15 protein-coding genes are annotated in these 15,321 nt (G+C 72.7%); 8 read left to right on the top strand and 7 right to left on the bottom strand.

Annotated features, from left to right (window positions below; genetic code table 11):
• The first annotated feature begins 37 nt into the window (after window positions 1-37).
• Genes WMF33_RS38430 through WMF33_RS38420 form a run of 3 tightly spaced genes read left to right on the top strand, consistent with a single transcriptional unit; the run spans window position 38 to window position 2,660 of the window.
• Window positions 38-1,027 (top strand): ABC transporter ATP-binding protein, encoded by a 990-nt coding sequence (locus WMF33_RS38430; RefSeq protein ID WP_437333258.1) that lies wholly within the window; start codon window positions 38-40, stop codon window positions 1,025-1,027.
• On the top strand, window positions 1,024-1,833 hold the full coding sequence (locus WMF33_RS38425; RefSeq protein ID WP_437333257.1) for an ABC transporter permease: 810 nt from the start codon (window positions 1,024-1,026) through the stop codon (window positions 1,831-1,833). The genes WMF33_RS38430 and WMF33_RS38425 overlap by 4 nt, the downstream gene beginning before the upstream one ends.
• Window positions 1,834-1,853: 20 nt before the next feature.
• Window positions 1,854-2,660: an ABC transporter permease gene (locus WMF33_RS38420; protein ID WP_437333256.1), complete on the top strand. Its 807-nt coding sequence runs from the start codon at window positions 1,854-1,856 to the stop codon at window positions 2,658-2,660.
• Window positions 2,661-2,689: 29 nt separating this feature from the next.
• Here the strand turns inward: WMF33_RS38420 and WMF33_RS38415 are convergent, their stop codons facing one another.
• Entirely contained in the window at window positions 2,690-4,225 is a 1,536-nt protein-coding gene (locus tag WMF33_RS38415) for a protein kinase domain-containing protein (RefSeq protein ID WP_437333255.1), read from the bottom strand.
• Window positions 4,226-4,596: 371 nt separating this feature from the next.
• Between WMF33_RS38415 and WMF33_RS38410 the strand changes: the two genes are divergently transcribed.
• The 3 genes from WMF33_RS38410 to WMF33_RS38400 all read left to right on the top strand — a co-directional run bounded on the left by WMF33_RS38410 (window position 4,597) and on the right by WMF33_RS38400 (window position 8,564).
• A complete protein-coding gene (locus tag WMF33_RS38410) occupies window positions 4,597-6,087 on the top strand; it encodes a hypothetical protein (protein ID WP_437333254.1) in 1,491 nt (496 codons plus the stop codon).
• A 295-nt stretch (window positions 6,088-6,382) separates the two neighbouring features.
• Window positions 6,383-7,309 (top strand): hypothetical protein, encoded by a 927-nt coding sequence (locus tag WMF33_RS38405; protein WP_437333253.1) that lies wholly within the window; start codon window positions 6,383-6,385, stop codon window positions 7,307-7,309.
• Between the two features lie 313 nt (window positions 7,310-7,622).
• Window positions 7,623-8,564, top strand: coding sequence for a hypothetical protein (locus WMF33_RS38400; protein ID WP_437333252.1), 942 nt, complete (start codon window positions 7,623-7,625; stop codon window positions 8,562-8,564).
• Window positions 8,565-8,586: 22 nt separating this feature from the next.
• On the opposite strand, the gene WMF33_RS38395 is transcribed toward WMF33_RS38400, so the two are convergent.
• The 4 genes from WMF33_RS38395 to WMF33_RS38380 all read right to left on the bottom strand — a co-directional run bounded on the left by WMF33_RS38395 (window position 8,587) and on the right by WMF33_RS38380 (window position 11,488).
• Window positions 8,587-8,937: a 4Fe-4S binding protein gene (locus WMF33_RS38395; protein WP_437333251.1), complete on the bottom strand. Its 351-nt coding sequence runs from the start codon at window positions 8,935-8,937 to the stop codon at window positions 8,587-8,589.
• Window positions 8,938-8,975: 38 nt separating this feature from the next.
• Window positions 8,976-9,566, bottom strand: a complete 591-nt coding sequence (locus WMF33_RS38390) for a hypothetical protein (protein WP_437333250.1) — start codon at window positions 9,564-9,566, stop codon at window positions 8,976-8,978.
• Window positions 9,567-9,757: 191 nt separating this feature from the next.
• Window positions 9,758-10,252, bottom strand: a complete 495-nt coding sequence (locus WMF33_RS38385; RefSeq protein WP_437333249.1) for a cupin domain-containing protein — start codon at window positions 10,250-10,252, stop codon at window positions 9,758-9,760.
• A gap of 156 nt (window positions 10,253-10,408) precedes the next feature.
• Complete coding sequence (locus tag WMF33_RS38380; RefSeq protein WP_437333248.1) at window positions 10,409-11,488, bottom strand: STAS domain-containing protein; 1,080 nt, start codon at window positions 11,486-11,488, stop codon at window positions 10,409-10,411.
• Window positions 11,489-11,977: 489 nt separating this feature from the next.
• Here WMF33_RS38380 and WMF33_RS38375 point away from each other — a divergent pair, with 489 nt between their 5' ends.
• Entirely contained in the window at window positions 11,978-13,561 is a 1,584-nt protein-coding gene (locus WMF33_RS38375; protein WP_437333247.1) for a MopE-related protein, read from the top strand.
• A 12-nt stretch (window positions 13,562-13,573) separates the two neighbouring features.
• Window positions 13,574-13,852, top strand: coding sequence for a hypothetical protein (locus tag WMF33_RS38370; RefSeq protein WP_437333246.1), 279 nt, complete (start codon window positions 13,574-13,576; stop codon window positions 13,850-13,852).
• A 72-nt stretch (window positions 13,853-13,924) separates the two neighbouring features.
• Here WMF33_RS38370 and WMF33_RS38365 read toward each other — a convergent pair whose 3' ends face one another.
• Entirely contained in the window at window positions 13,925-14,350 is a 426-nt protein-coding gene (locus WMF33_RS38365) for a hypothetical protein (protein ID WP_437333245.1), read from the bottom strand.
• Window positions 14,351-14,546: 196 nt separating this feature from the next.
• Entirely contained in the window at window positions 14,547-15,224 is a 678-nt protein-coding gene (locus WMF33_RS38360; RefSeq protein ID WP_437333244.1) for a Mut7-C RNAse domain-containing protein, read from the bottom strand.
• Between the last annotated feature and the right edge of the window lie 97 nt (window positions 15,225-15,321).

Below are 15,321 nucleotides of genomic sequence, written 5' to 3'. Positions count from 1 at the left end.
ATGCTCCCGCGCCGCCCGTGGGAGCCTCGCCGCCGCCATGCCGCTGATCGTCGTCGAGGACCTGCGCAAGGCCTACCGGGTGGCCGAGCGCCGCCCCGGCGCGTGGGGCGCGCTCGCCGGGCTCGTGCGCCCGCGCTACCGCGCCGTCGACGCGCTCGCGGGCGTCTCGTTCGCGATCGAGCGGGGCGAGCTCGTCGGGTACATCGGGCCGAACGGCGCCGGCAAATCCACCACGGTGAAGATCCTCGCCGGCATCCTCGTGCCGGACTCGGGGCGATGCGAGGTGGAGGGCCGCGTCCCGTGGCGCGAGCGCGTCGCGCACGTGCGGCGGCTCGGCGTCGTGTTCGGCCAGCGCACCCAGCTCCTCTGGGATCTGCCGGTGATCGACTCGTTCGAGCTCCTCCGGGACATCTACCGCGTCGGCGCGGCCGACCACGCCCGCGCGCGCGACGAGCTCGTCGCGATGCTCGATCTCGCGCCGCTGCTCGACACGCCGGTGCGGCAGCTCAGCCTCGGCCAGCGCATGCGCTGCGATCTCGCGGCCGCCCTGCTCCACGCGCCCGAGCTGCTCTTCCTCGACGAGCCCACGATCGGCCTCGACGCCGTCTCGAAGCTCGCGGTGCGGCGCTTCGTCCAGCGGCTGAACCGCGAGCGCGGCGTCACCGTGATCCTGACGACGCACGACATGGACGACATCGAGGCCCTGTGCTCGCGCGTCGTCCTCATCGCCGGCGGCCGGGTGCTCTCGGACGGCTCGCTCGAGGCGCTCCGCGCGCAGGTCACCGCCGAGCGCTGGCTCATCGTCGACCTGACCGACCCCGCCGCCGAGATCGCCGAGCCGCACGCCGAGGTGATCCGCCGCGAGGGCGACCGCGTGACGCTGCGCTTCGATCCCGCGGCGATCTCGACCGCGGAGCTCGTCGGGCGCGTCACGGCCCGCTACCCCGTGCGCGATCTCCTGGTGCAGAACCCGCCCATCGACGAGATCGTGGCGCGGCTCTACGGCGAGGCAGGCGGCCGGCCGTGAGCGCGCTCCTCGCCTACTGGGCCGTCTTTCGCGCGCGCTTCCGCGCGCTCTTGCAGTACCGCGCCGCGGCCGCGGCCGGGTTCGCCACGCAGCTGTTCTGGGGGCTCATCAAGGTGATGGTGCTCGAGGCGTTCTACGCGAACGCGCCCGGCGCGCGTCCGCCGATGGCCCTCGGGCAGGCCATCACGTACACCTGGCTCGGGCAGGCGTTCTTCCAGCTGATGCCGTTCTCGACGAACCCCGACCCCGAGGTGCGCGAGCTGATCCGCACCGGCGCGGTGGGCTACGAGCTCTCGCGCCCGCTCGACCTCCACACCCTCTGGCTCGCCCGCGCGCTCGCCGCGCGCGTCGCGCCGACGGTCTTGCGCGCGGTCCCGATGTTCGCGGTCGCGGTGCCGCTGCTCGGCATGTCGCTGCCGCCGTCGCTCGCGGCCGCGGGCGCGTGGGCGGCGGCCATGGTCTTCGCGGCGGCGCTCGTCGCCGCGTTCGCGACGGCGGTGACGTCGACGATGCTGTGGACCACGTCCGGCGACGGCATCGCGCGGATCGTGCCCTCGCTCGTCCTCATCGCCTCGGGCATGGTCGTGCCGCTGCCGCTGTTCCCGTCGTGGATGCAGCCCTGGCTCGACGCGCTGCCGTTCCGCGGCATGGTCGACGCCCCGTTCCGGCTCTACCTCGGCCACCTGCCGGCCGGGGCGCTCCCGGGCGTCCTGCTGCACCAGGCGCTGTGGACCGCGGCGTTCGTGGCGCTCGGCCGCGCGATGGTGGCGCGCGGCCTGCGGCGGCTCGTGGTGCAGGGCGGCTGAGGGGGCGAGGAGCAGGCGAGATGTGGCGGGACGCGACGACGCTTTACCTCCGGCTCGCCGCCGCGTCGCTGCGGGCGCAGATGCAGTATCGCGCCTCGTTCGCGATGTGGTCGATAGGCCAGTTCATCATGGTGGGCATCGAGCTGCTCGGCGTGTGGGCGCTGTTCGACCGGTTCGGGGCGGTCCGGGGCTGGCGCTTCGCGGACGTGGCGCTCCTATTCGGGCTGGTCAACGTCTCCTTCGCGCTCGCCGAGACGTTCGGCCGGGGGTTCGACGCCTTCTCGACGGTGGTGCGGTCCGGCGATTTCGACCGGATGCTCCTGCGCCCGCGCTCCACGGCGTTCCAGGTCGCGACGAGCGAGTTCCAGTTCCTGCGCGCCGGTCGGCTCGCCGTCGGCCTCGTGATGCTCCTGTGGGCCGGCGCCGCGCTCGACGTCGGGTGGACGGCGGCCAAGGTCGGGCTGCTCGCCGGCGCGATCGCCGGCGGCGCCTGCGTGTTTTACGGGCTCCTCGTGCTCCAGGCGACGCTGTGCTTCTGGACGGTCGAGTCGCTCGAGATCATGAACACGTTGACCTACGGCGGCACGGAGGCGGCGCAGTACCCATTGACCCTGTACCGCGACTGGTTCCGGCGCTTCTTCACGTTCGTCGTGCCGCTGGCCTTCGTGAGCTACATCCCCGCGGGCGCGCTGCTCGAGCGCCCCACGGTCCCGGCGCTGCCCGAGGCCGCGCGCTGGGCGTCGCCGCTCGTCGGCGTGGTGTTCCTGCTCGTGTCGCTGCGCATCTGGCGCTTCGGCGAGCGGCGGTATCAGTCCACCGGCTCGTAGGCTGGAGCGGCGCGCGGAAGAGCACCCCGTCAAAAGGGCGGTAGCGGCATGGGGGCGCGATCCGGCTCCGTGGCTGTCGTGGCGCGATCGGGCTCCGGTGCTGTCGGCGGTGGCACGGGAGGCTTCGGCGCGGGGTTGGGGACAGCCGCGGGCGGTGCTTTGGGCCTGGCCGTCGATGACGGCCGCCGTGCTCCCGCGGTCGACGGCGGCGTCGCTGTCCGCGCCGTCGTGCCTCCGGGAGCGCCCGCACCCGACGTCGTCGGGGCGGAGGGGGGCTCGACAGGGGGCGTCGGCGCGTCGCGCGAGGACGGCGCGCCGGGGAACACGCTCGGCGGCGGCTCGGGCGGGCTCGGCGGTCTCGCCGGCATCCAGGCGGCGCTCCGCTCCGGCGCCGGCGCGGCCGCCGAGGCGGCCTCCACGCCCGCCTCGCCCCTGCCGCGCGTGCTGCCCTCCCTCAGGGCGACCGTGATGCCGACGCCGAGGAGCGTCGTCGCGACGCCGAGCGCCAGCATCGCGCGCGTGGGCGTCTGCGGCCTTGCCTCTTGCGCCGTCGCCCCCGCGCCGGTCAGGGTCCCTGGCGTCGCCGCCCGGGGCGCGGACGGCGGGACGCGGAGCTCCACCGGCCGCAGCGGTATCGTCCCGCTCCTCCTCGGCTGGGACGAGGTCGGCATGCCGGAGCATGGCGGTTGCAGATCCGGGATCGACGGCGACGCCATGCCCGCGAGCCGGCGGAGCTCGCCGATCATCTCTCCGATCGACTGGAAGCGCTGCGCCCGCTCGCGGGCCAGCGCCCGCGCGAAGAAGGCATCCATCGCCGGCGGCAGGTCGGGCGCGAGCGTGGAGGCGCTCGGCACGGGCGCGACAAGGATGTTGGCGATCACGGCGCCGAGCTGATCCCCTTGGAACGGCAGCTCGCCCGTGACGGCGCAGAAGAGGATGACCCCGAGCGACCAGAGATCGCTGCGCTGGTCCACGTCCTTTTCGCCCCGGACTTGCTCCGGGCTCATGTAGTGAGGGGAGCCGAGCAGCTCGCCGGTGCGCGTCACCTCCTCCGTGAGATGAACGCCGGTCTCCTTGACGATGCCGAAGTCGAGGACCTTCACGATCTCTTCCTGCTCCTCCTCCGCGCGCGCGAGGAACAGGTTGGCCGGCTTGAGATCGCGGTGGACGAGGCCGGCCTCGTGCGCGCGGCGGATCGCCTTGCCGGCCTGCATGAGGATGAGCGTGGCGTCCGCGAGGGAGAGCCGGCCGACGCGCTCGAGCCGCGTGCCCAGGTCCTCGCCCTGGAGCAGCTCCATCACGAGGTACGGAGTGTCGTCGTCGACGCCGTAGTCCTGGACATAGACCACGTGTGGGCTCTTCAGGCTCGCGGCGATCCTGGCCTCGCGCTCGAAGCGGGCCAGGAACGTGGGCGACGTCGCAAACGTCGGCGCCATGAACTTGACCGCGACGGGAGATCCCAAGTTGATGTGACGCGCCGCCCACACAGAGCCCATACCGCCGGCCGAGAGCGGTCGCTCAAGACGGTACTTCCCACCTACGACGGAATCTGGGGCGTAATGCATGGCGATGGCGTCCTCCTGGCTGCCGAGGGAGGTGAGATGAGCCTACAGGATAGGAAAGGTGCCGGCCACGATGGGCCGGGAGATGGCGGAACGATCGTGCTTGCGCGCGCCACGTTCCGGGCGACTCCGCGCTTCCCATCGCCGTGGGCGGCTGGCGATCGCCCGAGCTCCCGCCCGGGCCGCCCGAGGCGGCCGTCTCGCCGGCTCGCACCCCCGCGACAGGCCTGGATCGAGATCAGGCGCGCGTCAGTCCCTAACGGTCCATCCTTGCTGTTGAAATTCAGCAATATCTGGCGCAGCAAACGTGCTCTGTCGAGCGCCGGAGCGCGATTGTCCCGCGAGCGCGGGGGTCGGTCGCCTACGCTGTGCGGATGAAAATCATCGTCTGGCTCACTCTGGGCTTCCTGTGCGCCGCGTGCGGTGGCGGCGGCGATCCGCCCGGCCCGGGAGGAGGCGGAGCCACCGCGGCGACCGCGGGCAGCGGCGGCGGCACGGGGGGCGGCGGCAGCACCGGCAGCGGCGATGCCGGCGGCGGTGGCGACACCGGCGGCGGTACCGGCGGCGCCGGGACCGGGGGCGACGCGGCCGGCGGAGCGGCGAGCGTCGGTCTCGCCGCTCCGGACGCGATCTTCCTCCATCCGACGGAAGCGCAAGGCAACATGGTGCGGAACATCGCCGTCGCCGGGGCGGCCGACGGGGGCGCCTACGTGAGCGGCGCATCCTTTGGCGAGATCAGGCTGGGCGATCAGACGATCACCGATCTGGGCGCGTTTCTCGTCCGCCTCGATCGCGAGGGCGATCTCCTCTGGTCGGCGCCCATCGTAACGGCGCGGCAATCCGCGGTGACCGCCGTCACCGTCGACCGAGAGGGCAACGCGGTCTTCGCGGGCGAGCTCAATGGCGACGTCACGATCGGGAGCGAGACGCTGTCCGCCCCGACGGCCGATTCGGACGCGATGGTGGCCAAGCTCGGCCCCGCGGGCGACGTGCTCTGGGCGAGGCGCTTCGCGTCGGCGGCCACGGATCGCTGCCTCGCCATCGCGACCGACGCGACGGGCCATGTCTACGTGGGCGGCTATGTCGACGACGATATCGATTTCGGCGACGGCCTCCTGGAGGCGGATGGCGAGTCCCCCTTCCTCTTGAAGCTCGCGCCGAGCGGCGACGTCGCCTGGGCCAAGGTGTTCAGCAACCCCGGCGGCACCGACAGCGCCGTGGCCGGCATCGCCGTCCACGAGGACGGCGACGTGTCGATCACGGGCTACGCCGACGGGCCGCTGACCATCGGCGGCACGGCGCTTACCTTGCCCGACGGGTCGACGATGATGGGCTTCATCGCCCGCTTCTCGAGCGCGGGGGAGGCCCGCTTCGCGCGGCGCTTCGGCGGGCCGGAGTTCGACATGGGCAACGAGATCGCCGTCGGCCAGGGCACGTTCCTCGCTGGCACGGTGAGCGGCGAGAGCGATGTGCTCGGGACGACGGTGGACGCGGACATCGAGGGGACGCCGTTCGTCGCGAAGCTCACCGAGAGCGGGACCGCCGAGTGGGTGATCACGCCGGAGCCGAGCGGCACGATGTATGGCCTCGCGCCCGACAGGGCGGGCGGCGTCTACGCGGCGGGTCGTTACGACGGTCTCGTCAGCTTCAACTATACGCCGTTCGCGCTGCACGCACACGCGTCCTCCGAGGTCACGGCGCTCCAGCGCTACGCGTCGAGCGCCGGCTCCGTCGAGGGCATGGCGCTCACCCCCGACGGCACGCTCTGGGTCGCGGGCCTCTTCTACGGTTACATCGACGTCGGATCGGGGACCGTCGAGTCGCCGAGCACGAGCGGCTTCGTCCTCCGCATCTCCCGTCCCTGAACCTCCCTCACGGCGGCACGCCGCGCGGCGGAGGCCGCGCCTCGACGGCCGCCCGCTTCCTGCGCGGACGTGCGCCTTATCGCGATCCCTGCGCGGGCCCGCCGCCCCGAAGCGGCCGCGCGGGCCCAGGCGGCTGTCGCGCAGAGGCCGCGCTGGCGCAGCGCATCACGGCGGGCGCTCGCCGGTGCGCCATCGCAGCGGTGGAGATCGCGGCGCCCGAGCCCGGCGCGACAGCACGAGAACGCCTTCGATGGCTGTTGCGCTCCCCTCGACGACGTCTAGAATTCACAATGCCATGTTAAAATTATTGTATCACTCAAATCCGATCGTCGTTGGGCTCACCCTCGCACTTGGCATCGCGGCTTGCGGGGGCGGCGACGGCGCGGGCGATCGCGCCGCGGGCGACAGCGGTACGGGCGGCGGCGGGGCGAGCACGGCGTCGGGCGGCGATCCCGATCCTGACCCCGCGGACGCGCGGACCTTCGACCACCGGCACGCGGCGCTGGACGGCATCCCGGCGAGCTGTATCGACGCGCTCAAGTCCGGCGACTTCGTCTTCCATTACGCCCATCGCTCGCACGGCTCGCAGATCATCGTGGGCGCCGAGAGCATCGAGGCGGGCTCTCCCGTCCACGGCTTCGAGGCGGAGTATTGCGGCGTCCCGGCGGAGACCGGCGTCTTCCGGATGTGGGACGGGATGATCGACAACAACCTCGTCGTGGGCGAGCAGTACTGGGCGAGCGAGGCGGGCGTCGACGAGGTGCGCGCCATCCTGGGCGATCACCCGGAGATCCGGTATTCGATGTGGGCTTGGTCCTCGGAGATCGCCGAGCAGACCGAGCAGGACGTGCAGCGCTACCTCGACGTGCTCGACGCGCTCGGGCAGGAGTTCCCGGAGGTGACCTTCGTTTACATGACCGGGCCCGGCGACGCGGAGTACAACGGCGTGAACCGCGCGGAGCGCAACCAGCAGATCCGCGACTTCTGCCGGGAGCGCGGGAAGATCCTTTATGACTTCGAGGACCTCGACGTCCACTTCGGCGGCGAGCGGCACACCGCGATGGTGGACGGCGTCGAGATCCCGATGCAGCACCCGCGTTTCGACGTGGAGGCGTCCGGCAACGCGGAGTACGAGCACACCCACACGACGCAGGACAGCTGCGAGATCAAGGCCATGGCGTTCTGGCGCATGATGGCCGAGCTCGAGGGGTGCGCGCAGTGACGCCCGGGCCTCGCGCGCGGGCGCGCGCCGCCGGCCGGCCCCGGTGAGCCGCGCTGTCGTGCGCCCCGCGCGCCGGGCCGTCGCGCCGGGCCGCCGCGCCGCCGAGAGGGCGGCGCTCGGCGGCGGCGATCACCTCGCGAGCCTCTGTCTTTCCTGTCGGTGAACTCCCGGTTTCCGTCGGACGACTCTGCTGGATCGCGTCGCTCGCGCCTTGCGGGCGGCCTCGCGCCCATGCTACGCGCATCTCGCACGGGCACGCATCCCCGCGCCTCCGGCGCAGGGGCGACGCCTGGCAGCCGATCGGAGGCGGGCCATGGACAGCGCGATACCGCTCGGGAAGAAGCAGATCATCGACGGCCAGCTGCGGGTCTACTATTACGGCTACTGGATCAAGGCGTACGAGGCGCCGGCCGATACGCTGCTCGCGAAGAAGCGCCTCATCGAGGCGCTGACGCGGCGGCTGTTCAACCATGTCGAGCACGGCATCAACGTGCCGGGAAAGCGGCTGGACGAGGCGCGGCGCGCCTTCGAGTCCGAGGCCGATCCGCAGCGCAAGCGCGTCAAAGGCGCCATGCTCGCCGGCGCGATCTTCAACCGCGCGGCGGACATCTTCACCAAGCTGGTCGAGATCCAGGAGCTCGGCGTCACCATCGAGCCCGACAACGCCCTCATGCGCGAGTGCGGAGAGCACCTCCTCGAGGCGCTGACGCTCGGAAAGATGGTGCTCCACCGCAGCGGGGAGGAGGGGCTCGACGAGCTGTGGGGCGAGCCGTTCAAGGCGTTCTCCTTCCCGGTCGAGGCGTTCTACAACAGCCGGTACGTGAAGATCGCGCAGAGCATGAAGGCCATCGACGGCATCCGCGACGCGATGATCGACACCTTCGGGCCGCTGCCGATGTTCGCCGGGCTCGACCGCCTGGCCCGCGAGCTCGCGCACGCGGCCAAGGTCAAGTGCGAGACGCTGCGCACCGACGCCGAGATCTTCGAGGTCTGGACGTCGTTCGTCGTGTCGGCGGAGAGGCTCGCCGCCTTCCAGCCGGCGCTCGGCGCGGACGCCTCGCCCGCCGAGCGAGAGCAAGCGGCCCGCGGCGCCGAGCTGATCGTCCGCGGCAAGAACGTGATCTCGTACATCACGCGCGCCCGCGTGCCGATGCCCAAGACCACGAGCGAGCTCCTCGACCGGTACGAGCGCTACCGCGCCGCCTACGGGTACGGCGCCGCGCCCGCGTCCGGGCCCGCGCGCAGCGTCGCCTGACGCCGGCCAGGGCGCGGCGCGCTCACCCCGCCCCGGCCGCCGGGACGAGCTGGATCGCCTTCTCCGGGCAGGCGACGACGCAAAGGCCGCACGCCTGGCATTGCGCCGCGTTCGGCGTGAGCGCGGTCTTCCGGCCGTGGACGAGCGACTTGAGCTTGCCGAGGGGCGAGAGCGCCTCGAAATCGGCGCGCTCGATGCGCGCGATCTCGAAGACCTGGTAGGGGCACACCTCGACGCAATCGCCCTTCGCCTCGCACCGGTTCCGGTTCACCACGGGCCGGAAGGCGCCGGGCTCGGCCCGGCATTGCTCGCCCGGCCGGTCCGGGTGCGAGGCCGCGCGCCGCGCCTTCTCCTTGTTCAACGATCCTGCCATGTTCGTGCCTCGATTGGACTCGCCTCGCCGCGCGGCGCTCAGAAGCAGCTCGATCGGGCCTCGAAGCGCGCGGCGTAGTTCGCTCCGAGGTTGCTGTCCCAGAGGCCGTGGGACTCGGCGGCCACCTCGATGTCCCAGGCGTTCATGCGGCCGTATGTATCATAGGCCCAGAAGAAGAGGTCCTCCTCGACGGCGGTCGGCTCGTTGCAGACCCAGGTGCCGCTCGACGCGGTCGGGAGCGGCGCGCCGCCGCAGAGGCGCTGGCCCGCGTCGTCGGGCGGCGGCGAGCACCACGCGCAGTCGCGGGGCGCGTTGCTGACGAGGACGTAGGCGTCGCCGTGCGCGCCCGCGCTCGCCGGGAGGAAGGCGTCGCTGCCGTTCAGCCGGACATAGAGGTTGATCTCGTGATCGGGATAATAGGCGCGCAGGTAGCCGCGGTAGGCCACCGTCAGCCTGGCGGCGTCGGTCCGCACCGGATCCTGGATGAGCTCGAAGGGGCCGGTGTGCACCGTCGCGGTGGGCCCGCAATAATCGTAGCTCGGCGGGTAGTTGGAGGCGGCGCCGTCGCGGGGGACGGCGGAGAGCGCGAGCGCGAGCGGGAGAGCAGCGGCGAGCGTCTTGCGGAACATGCGTGGACCTCCGAGGGCGCGTCGGCGCCGCGGCGGCGCGCGGCGCGGGCGCGCGGCCCTGCCAAGGGGGCTACCAGCTCCTCCCACGCCGGTCAATGCGCCGCGGCCGGCTGGCCGCCGTCGCCGCCGAGCTCGCCGATGGCCAGAGGCCCGAGTCGCCCAGGGACATATCGATTGAACGGGCGGCCCGGTCATCGGCGCGCCGTGTCCCATTCGGGGCTGCTCAGGAAATAGGTATCGTAGAGCTCCTGCACGTCGCGCAAGGTCTCGGGCGGCTCGTCGCCGCGGGCGATGCGCGTGAGCTTGCGGAAGTACTCGAAGCGCTCGACGCCTGGGGTGATGACGATCAAGAGCTCGGCGCTCTTGCCGCGGGCGGCGGCGAACGCGTGGGCGACGCGGGGCGGGACCACGAGGAGGTCGCCCTTGTCGGCCGTCACGATGTCGCTCCCCGAGAGGACCTGCACGGCGCCGTCGAGCACGTAGAACATCTCGGCCGAGCCGTCGTGGCGGTGCGGCCGCGCGCCGTCGGCGTCCTTCGCGAGCGTCACACGCACGGTGGAGAGGGCTCCGCCCGTCGCGCTGCTGTCCGCGAGGAGCTGGACCCGCGCGGTGGGGGCGCCGACGACCTCGGCGTCGGCGCCCCGGACGACGACCGACCGATCGAAGCCACGCTGGATGATCGACATGCCGTCCAGTGAAGCACCCGGGGAGGGAGCGTTCACCTGGAAAGAAGGCGCGCGGAGCGCTCCAGCAGGCTGCGGCGTGGAGGCGGTCGAAGTGGCTCGTTCAGGAGACGGACGGGTCGCGCAAGGGAGCGCCCGTCCCCCGGGACGAGCGGCGGTTCACGGGGCGCTCGGGCCGGGCGCGGCGCCATTTCCTGCGGCCATGCACGTCTTGAGGCCCTCCTGCAGGTTGCGCAGCGTGACGATCCGTTCGAGGTCCAGGCCGAGCGAGACGACGGTCTGCGCCACCGCGGGGCGGATGCCGGTCACCACCACGCGGGCGCCGAGGAGCTCCACCGCGCGCACGATGCGGATCAGGTGATCGGCGGTGCCCGTGTCCACGGCGTCGACCGCGGTCAGGTCCAGGATGACGTGGCGTGTCTGGCTGTCGACGATCGCGCCGAGCAGCCGCTCCATCAGCGCGGACGCGCGCTGGCTGTCGAGACCCCCCATGACGGGCACGGTGAGCACGCCGTCCCACACCTGGATGATCGGCGCGACCATGGTGCAGAGCGCCGTCTCCTGCTGATCGATGAGCTGCAGCTTCTCGCGCAGCGCGAGCTCGGTCCGCTCCCGCTCGGCGACCTCCTTCTTGAGCGTGGCGAGCGCGACCGCGAGGTCCGAGCTCGTGGCCCGATCGGTCTCGAGGAGCGCGGCCAGGCGGGCCTCGACGGTCTCGTCGGTCGGACGGACGACGAACTCGTCGTACTCCGCGCCCTGCGTCACGAACGCGGTCTGCTCGGCCCAGCAAGGGACCCCGAACAGGCGCTCGGTGATGCCGGCCAGCTTGCCGGCCGTCATCGAGCTCCCCCAGACGACCCCGAGCGCGCGCTGGTAGATGGACTCCCAGTTGTTGAAGGTGCGATACCGGGCCTCACGGCGCTCGCGGTCGACCGCGACGAGCTCCCATCGCCCCCAGCCGGCCGGGCTGCAGATCTCGCTGAGCCGACCGAAGCCCTCCTCGAACGTCGGTTGCGTGTTGATGATGGCCCAGTCGCCATCGACGCTCTGCCGTCCCCCGAGCTGGAGACACAGATTGAAGCGCTCGACCCCCACCATCGCCACCATGCCCGACATCAGGCCGGCCACCGAGCTCGGGATCCACATGCTCAGGGTGGGCATTCCAGCCCACAAGTTGATGCCGTCTTTCAGGTTCCATTCGATGTCGAAGCCGGCGATCGTGATTCGGGGGGTTGTCATAGGCTCGCGGTCAGCGTGATTGGGCGCGGAGCCGAGGCGCCGCGTGCGCTGCGACCCCACCCCGCAGGTGCTCCTTGCCTCACGCGCGCCGGAGCGGCAAGCCCGAGCGCAACCGCGCATCGCGTCGGCGCCGGGGGCCGTTCCGAGCGCGCGCAGGCGTCGTGCCCCGGCGCAGGCGGTGCCGTCGGGAGGCGCGCGGGACCGCAACCTGGGTCGGGGCCGCGGGACCGCAACCTGGGTCGGGCCGCGGGACCGCAACCTGGGTCGGCGCGCGGGGACCGCAACCCGGGTCGGGCCGCGGGACCGCAACCCGGGTCGGCGCGCGGGTACCCCAACCTGGGTCGAATCGCGCCCCACGCGGTGAGCGCCGACGGACCGGCGTTGTGCGCGGCCCCCCGACACGTCGTTGTCCGTTGTCGTGGAATGTTTCCGTTGACGCTGAGGCGCGCGTCTCTGTATCACCGCACCATGAGGTCCGCTTCGATTCTCTTGGCGACTCTCTCTATCGGCCTCTCGCCGCTCTCCGCCAGCGCGCTGATCACGCAGCCGAACGGCACCATCATGCCGCTCGACTCGAGGAACGGCGAGGTCCAGCTCTATACGCTGTTCGAACGTCGGGGCGAGGCGATCGACTACCAGGCTGATGGGAACACCGCGCCGTCCACCTTCTCGCCGCTCTGCGGCTTCACGGCGGAGCTCGTGCTCACCCAGACCGGGGCGCGCCTCGGCGTCGGCTGGTACAACGTCGACCCCGCCGCCACGGCGCCGCCGGCGCTCGACGACATCCACCCGATCGTCCCCGTCGGCGCCCCTGTCGGCACCATCGTCACCGCCGCGGACATCCGGAGCGATCCCGACTATGCGGGCGGCCAGATCGGCTTTGCGCTCATCGGCGCGCAGACGCACTACTCCGAGCAGCAGTGGAATCAGGTGTGCACGGGCTGCACCCCGCCCGGCCCCTGGGTCACGGCCGTCATCTACACCTCGGTGGTCACGCCCAACGCGTTCTACGTCGCCTTCGAGGACGGCAGCGTCGGCCCAGACCCCGACGACTTCAACAACGACGGCGACTACAACGACTACGTCTACTTCTTCAGCGGACTCACCTGCACCGGCGGCGGCGAGCCGTGCGACACCGGGCTGCCCGGCGTGTGCGCGCCGGGGGTGACCCAGTGCTCGGCGGACGGGCTCACCTGCCAGGGGCTCGTGCCCGCGTCGCAGGAGACCTGCGACGGGCTCGACAACGACTGCAACGGCACCGCCGACGAGGGCGATCTCTGCCCCGCGGATCACGTCTGCGACCGGGGCGTGTGCGTGCAGGCGTGCGGCAGGGGCGAGTTCGTGTGCCCGCCGGAGAAGGAGTGCAACGCCGCGGGGTTCTGTGTCGATCCGGCCTGCGTCGACGTCGTCTGCGACGCGGGGCAGGTGTGCGCCGGCGGGCAGTGCCGCGCGGCGTGCGATGGAGTGCAGTGCCCCTTCCCGACGGTGTGCCGGGTCGGCGTCTGTGTCGACCCGTGCAGCAACGTGACCTGCGAGGAAGGCACGGTCTGCGACGGCGGCGTGTGCAAGCCGAGCTGTCCGTGCACGCCGTGCCCGAGCGGGCGCGCGTGCGAGGAGGAGAGCGGGCTTTGCAGGGAGTCGGCCTGCGTCGGCGTCGCGTGTCCGCCCGGCCAGCGCTGCGACGCCGGGGCGTGCGTGGACGCGTGCGCCGGAGCGGTGTGCCCGAGCGGGCAGACCTGCGCCGGCGGCGCCTGCGTGGACGCCGCGAGCGCGACCGCGACCAGCGGGCCCACCGGCTCGACGGGCGCGAGCCTGGACTCCGGCGCGGGCGGCGGGGTCACGGATCCGGCCGGCAGCGGCGGTACGGGCGGCAGCGGCGGCGCTGGCGGCGCCGGGGGCGCTGGCGGGGCCGGCGCGGATGGCGCCGGCGCGGACCGCGGCTGCGGCTGCCTCGTGGCCGGCGCGCAGGGCTCGCGCGGGGCGCCGCTCGCGGCCGCAGCGCTGGCGTTGGCCGGCGCGGTCCGCCGGCGGCGCCGCAACGCCTCTGCGAAGTCCGGGCTCGCCTGCCTGTGAACCGCGCGCTCCTTGGCTCAGCGCGCTTCCGGGGTCGAGCTCCCGGAGCTCTGGGCCTTGCTGGACGTGGCGCTCACCGGCGAACTGCGCGATTGCACGGAGCCGCGCACGCCGGGCGAGGAGGGGCGTTATCCCGTGACCGGCGCCGCTGGCACCCTGTCGTGGGAGCCCGAGCCGAACACCGGCATCCCGTGCGTCGTCGACATGGACATCACGGTCACGCTCGACGGCGAGCCCGCGACGGAGCGCTTCCAGGCGACCGGCGTGCTCGTCGACAACACGTGCCTGTAGCGTGCGCCGGTCGGGCCGCCGGGCCGCTGGCGGGGAGCGAGGCCGCCGCCGCCGGAACCGGCGCAGGCGTCGCTAATCCGAGATGTCCTGGCTGATGACGACGACCGGCGAGGGCGCCATCGTGTACTCGTCCCCCTCGGCGCTGATGACCAGATCGAAGCTCGTCCTGGAGATGCTCGCGCCGAAGAGCTCGCCCCGCTGCATCACGGCGTCGTAGCTCAGCTCGCCGACGCGGCGCCAGTCGTCGCCCTCCGGCCTCGCCCAGGCCACGAACGACGTGCCCCCGAACCGATCGGGCGGTGGGAGGCGCTCGACCTTCAGGTTGAGCTGCGTCGTCGACGTGCCGCGATCGACGTCGGCCACGATGAGCGCGTTCGCGTCCGGAGCCATCGACGTCCCCGGGGACACATAGCGCAGCGAGCCGCCGCAGCCCGCGAGCGCGGCGCTCGCGAGCAGCGCAGCGGCCAGCACGAACCGTATCGAGCGAACCTCTCTCATGCGAACTTCTCCTTGCTGCCTGTGATCCGAACCACGGCACCTCGCGGGCGCGCACTCACCCATCCCCGCCCGCGTTTCAAAATTACAGCACAGGAGCAGCGCTTGCCAATACCCGCGCGGACGGCGCAGAGACCCGCCAGCGAGGGCTGATCGCGGTGCTCGGGACGTCGACGCTGCCGCAGCCGGCAGGCTCCGGTCACGGCATGGGCTTGCGGCCTTCCGGCGGCGCCGCAGGGGCCTCGGCGCCCGCGCCTGCGTCGGCGCCCGCGCCCGCGCCTGCGTCGGCGCCCGCGCCCGCGCCTGCGTCGGCGCCCGCGCCGGCTGCGGCCCTCGCGACGCCGGCCGCGATGCCCTCCCAGTGGCTGCCCTTCCACAGGACCTTGCCGCAGCGCTCGCAGCGCCAGAACTCGTCGTAGCGATCCGCCACCACCCCGGGCACCGCGCCGCGCACCGTATCCTTCGGCGCGGCCGCGAGCGCGCCGCCGCACGCCATGCACCGCGGATCCCGCACGGGCAGCCCGAGCTCGCGCAGCACGAACCCCGCCTGTTCCATCGGCCGCAGCCCGCGGGGCACGTAGAGCCCGCGCACGGCCGCGGTGCGCAGCGGGCGCCGCTCGAACACCCCCGCGTCGGAGCTCAGCAGCACCCGGCCGGTCTGCTGCGCGAGCCGCACGAGATCGCCGTCGTCGATTCCGTGCTCGAACGTCGCGTCGTACCCCGCGCCGCGCAGCCAGCGCGACAGGCCGCCGAGCATCGCGTCGCACAGGAAGCGCGGCGCCGCCGCCCCGCCCGGGGCCGCATGCGCCTCGCCCGGCGCCGGCTCCGCGCCCTCCGGGGCCGCGTCCGCCCCGCCGCCCGCCTCACCCACGAGCACGCCCCATGTGCTCAGGATGGCGCCGGGCCCGCGGCCGGCAAGGGCGCCGGCCGCGAAATCCCCACGCTCCCCTCGCGCGCTGGTACCGTCGCGGTAC

It is taken from the genome of Sorangium sp. So ce394, assembly GCF_051474665.1.
Taxonomy (GTDB): domain Bacteria; phylum Myxococcota_A; class Polyangia; order Polyangiales; family Polyangiaceae; genus Sorangium; species Sorangium cellulosum_D.
Note: the sequence above shows the minus strand (reverse complement) of the source record. Positions and strands in the feature narration are given on the sequence as shown.

Bases quoted from the DNA above. Each gene is read 5' to 3' on its own strand.
- WMF33_RS38430 (WP_437333258.1), top strand. From the start codon at position 38: ATGCCGCTGATCGTCGTCGAGGACCTGCGCAAGGCCTACCGGGTGGCC.
- WMF33_RS38420 (WP_437333256.1), top strand. From the start codon at position 1,854: ATGTGGCGGGACGCGACGACGCTTTACCTCCGGCTCGCCGCCGCGTCG.
- WMF33_RS38415 (WP_437333255.1), bottom strand. From the start codon at position 4,225: ATGCATTACGCCCCAGATTCCGTCGTAGGTGGGAAGTACCGTCTTGAG.
- WMF33_RS38410 (WP_437333254.1), top strand. From the start codon at position 4,597: ATGAAAATCATCGTCTGGCTCACTCTGGGCTTCCTGTGCGCCGCGTGC.
- WMF33_RS38405 (WP_437333253.1), top strand. From the start codon at position 6,383: ATGTTAAAATTATTGTATCACTCAAATCCGATCGTCGTTGGGCTCACC.
- WMF33_RS38400 (WP_437333252.1), top strand. From the start codon at position 7,623: ATGGACAGCGCGATACCGCTCGGGAAGAAGCAGATCATCGACGGCCAG.
- WMF33_RS38395 (WP_437333251.1), bottom strand. From the start codon at position 8,937: ATGGCAGGATCGTTGAACAAGGAGAAGGCGCGGCGCGCGGCCTCGCAC.
- WMF33_RS38390 (WP_437333250.1), bottom strand. From the start codon at position 9,566: ATGTTCCGCAAGACGCTCGCCGCTGCTCTCCCGCTCGCGCTCGCGCTC.
- WMF33_RS38385 (WP_437333249.1), bottom strand. From the start codon at position 10,252: ATGTCGATCATCCAGCGTGGCTTCGATCGGTCGGTCGTCGTCCGGGGC.
- WMF33_RS38380 (WP_437333248.1), bottom strand. From the start codon at position 11,488: ATGACAACCCCCCGAATCACGATCGCCGGCTTCGACATCGAATGGAAC.
- WMF33_RS38365 (WP_437333245.1), bottom strand. From the start codon at position 14,350: ATGAGAGAGGTTCGCTCGATACGGTTCGTGCTGGCCGCTGCGCTGCTC.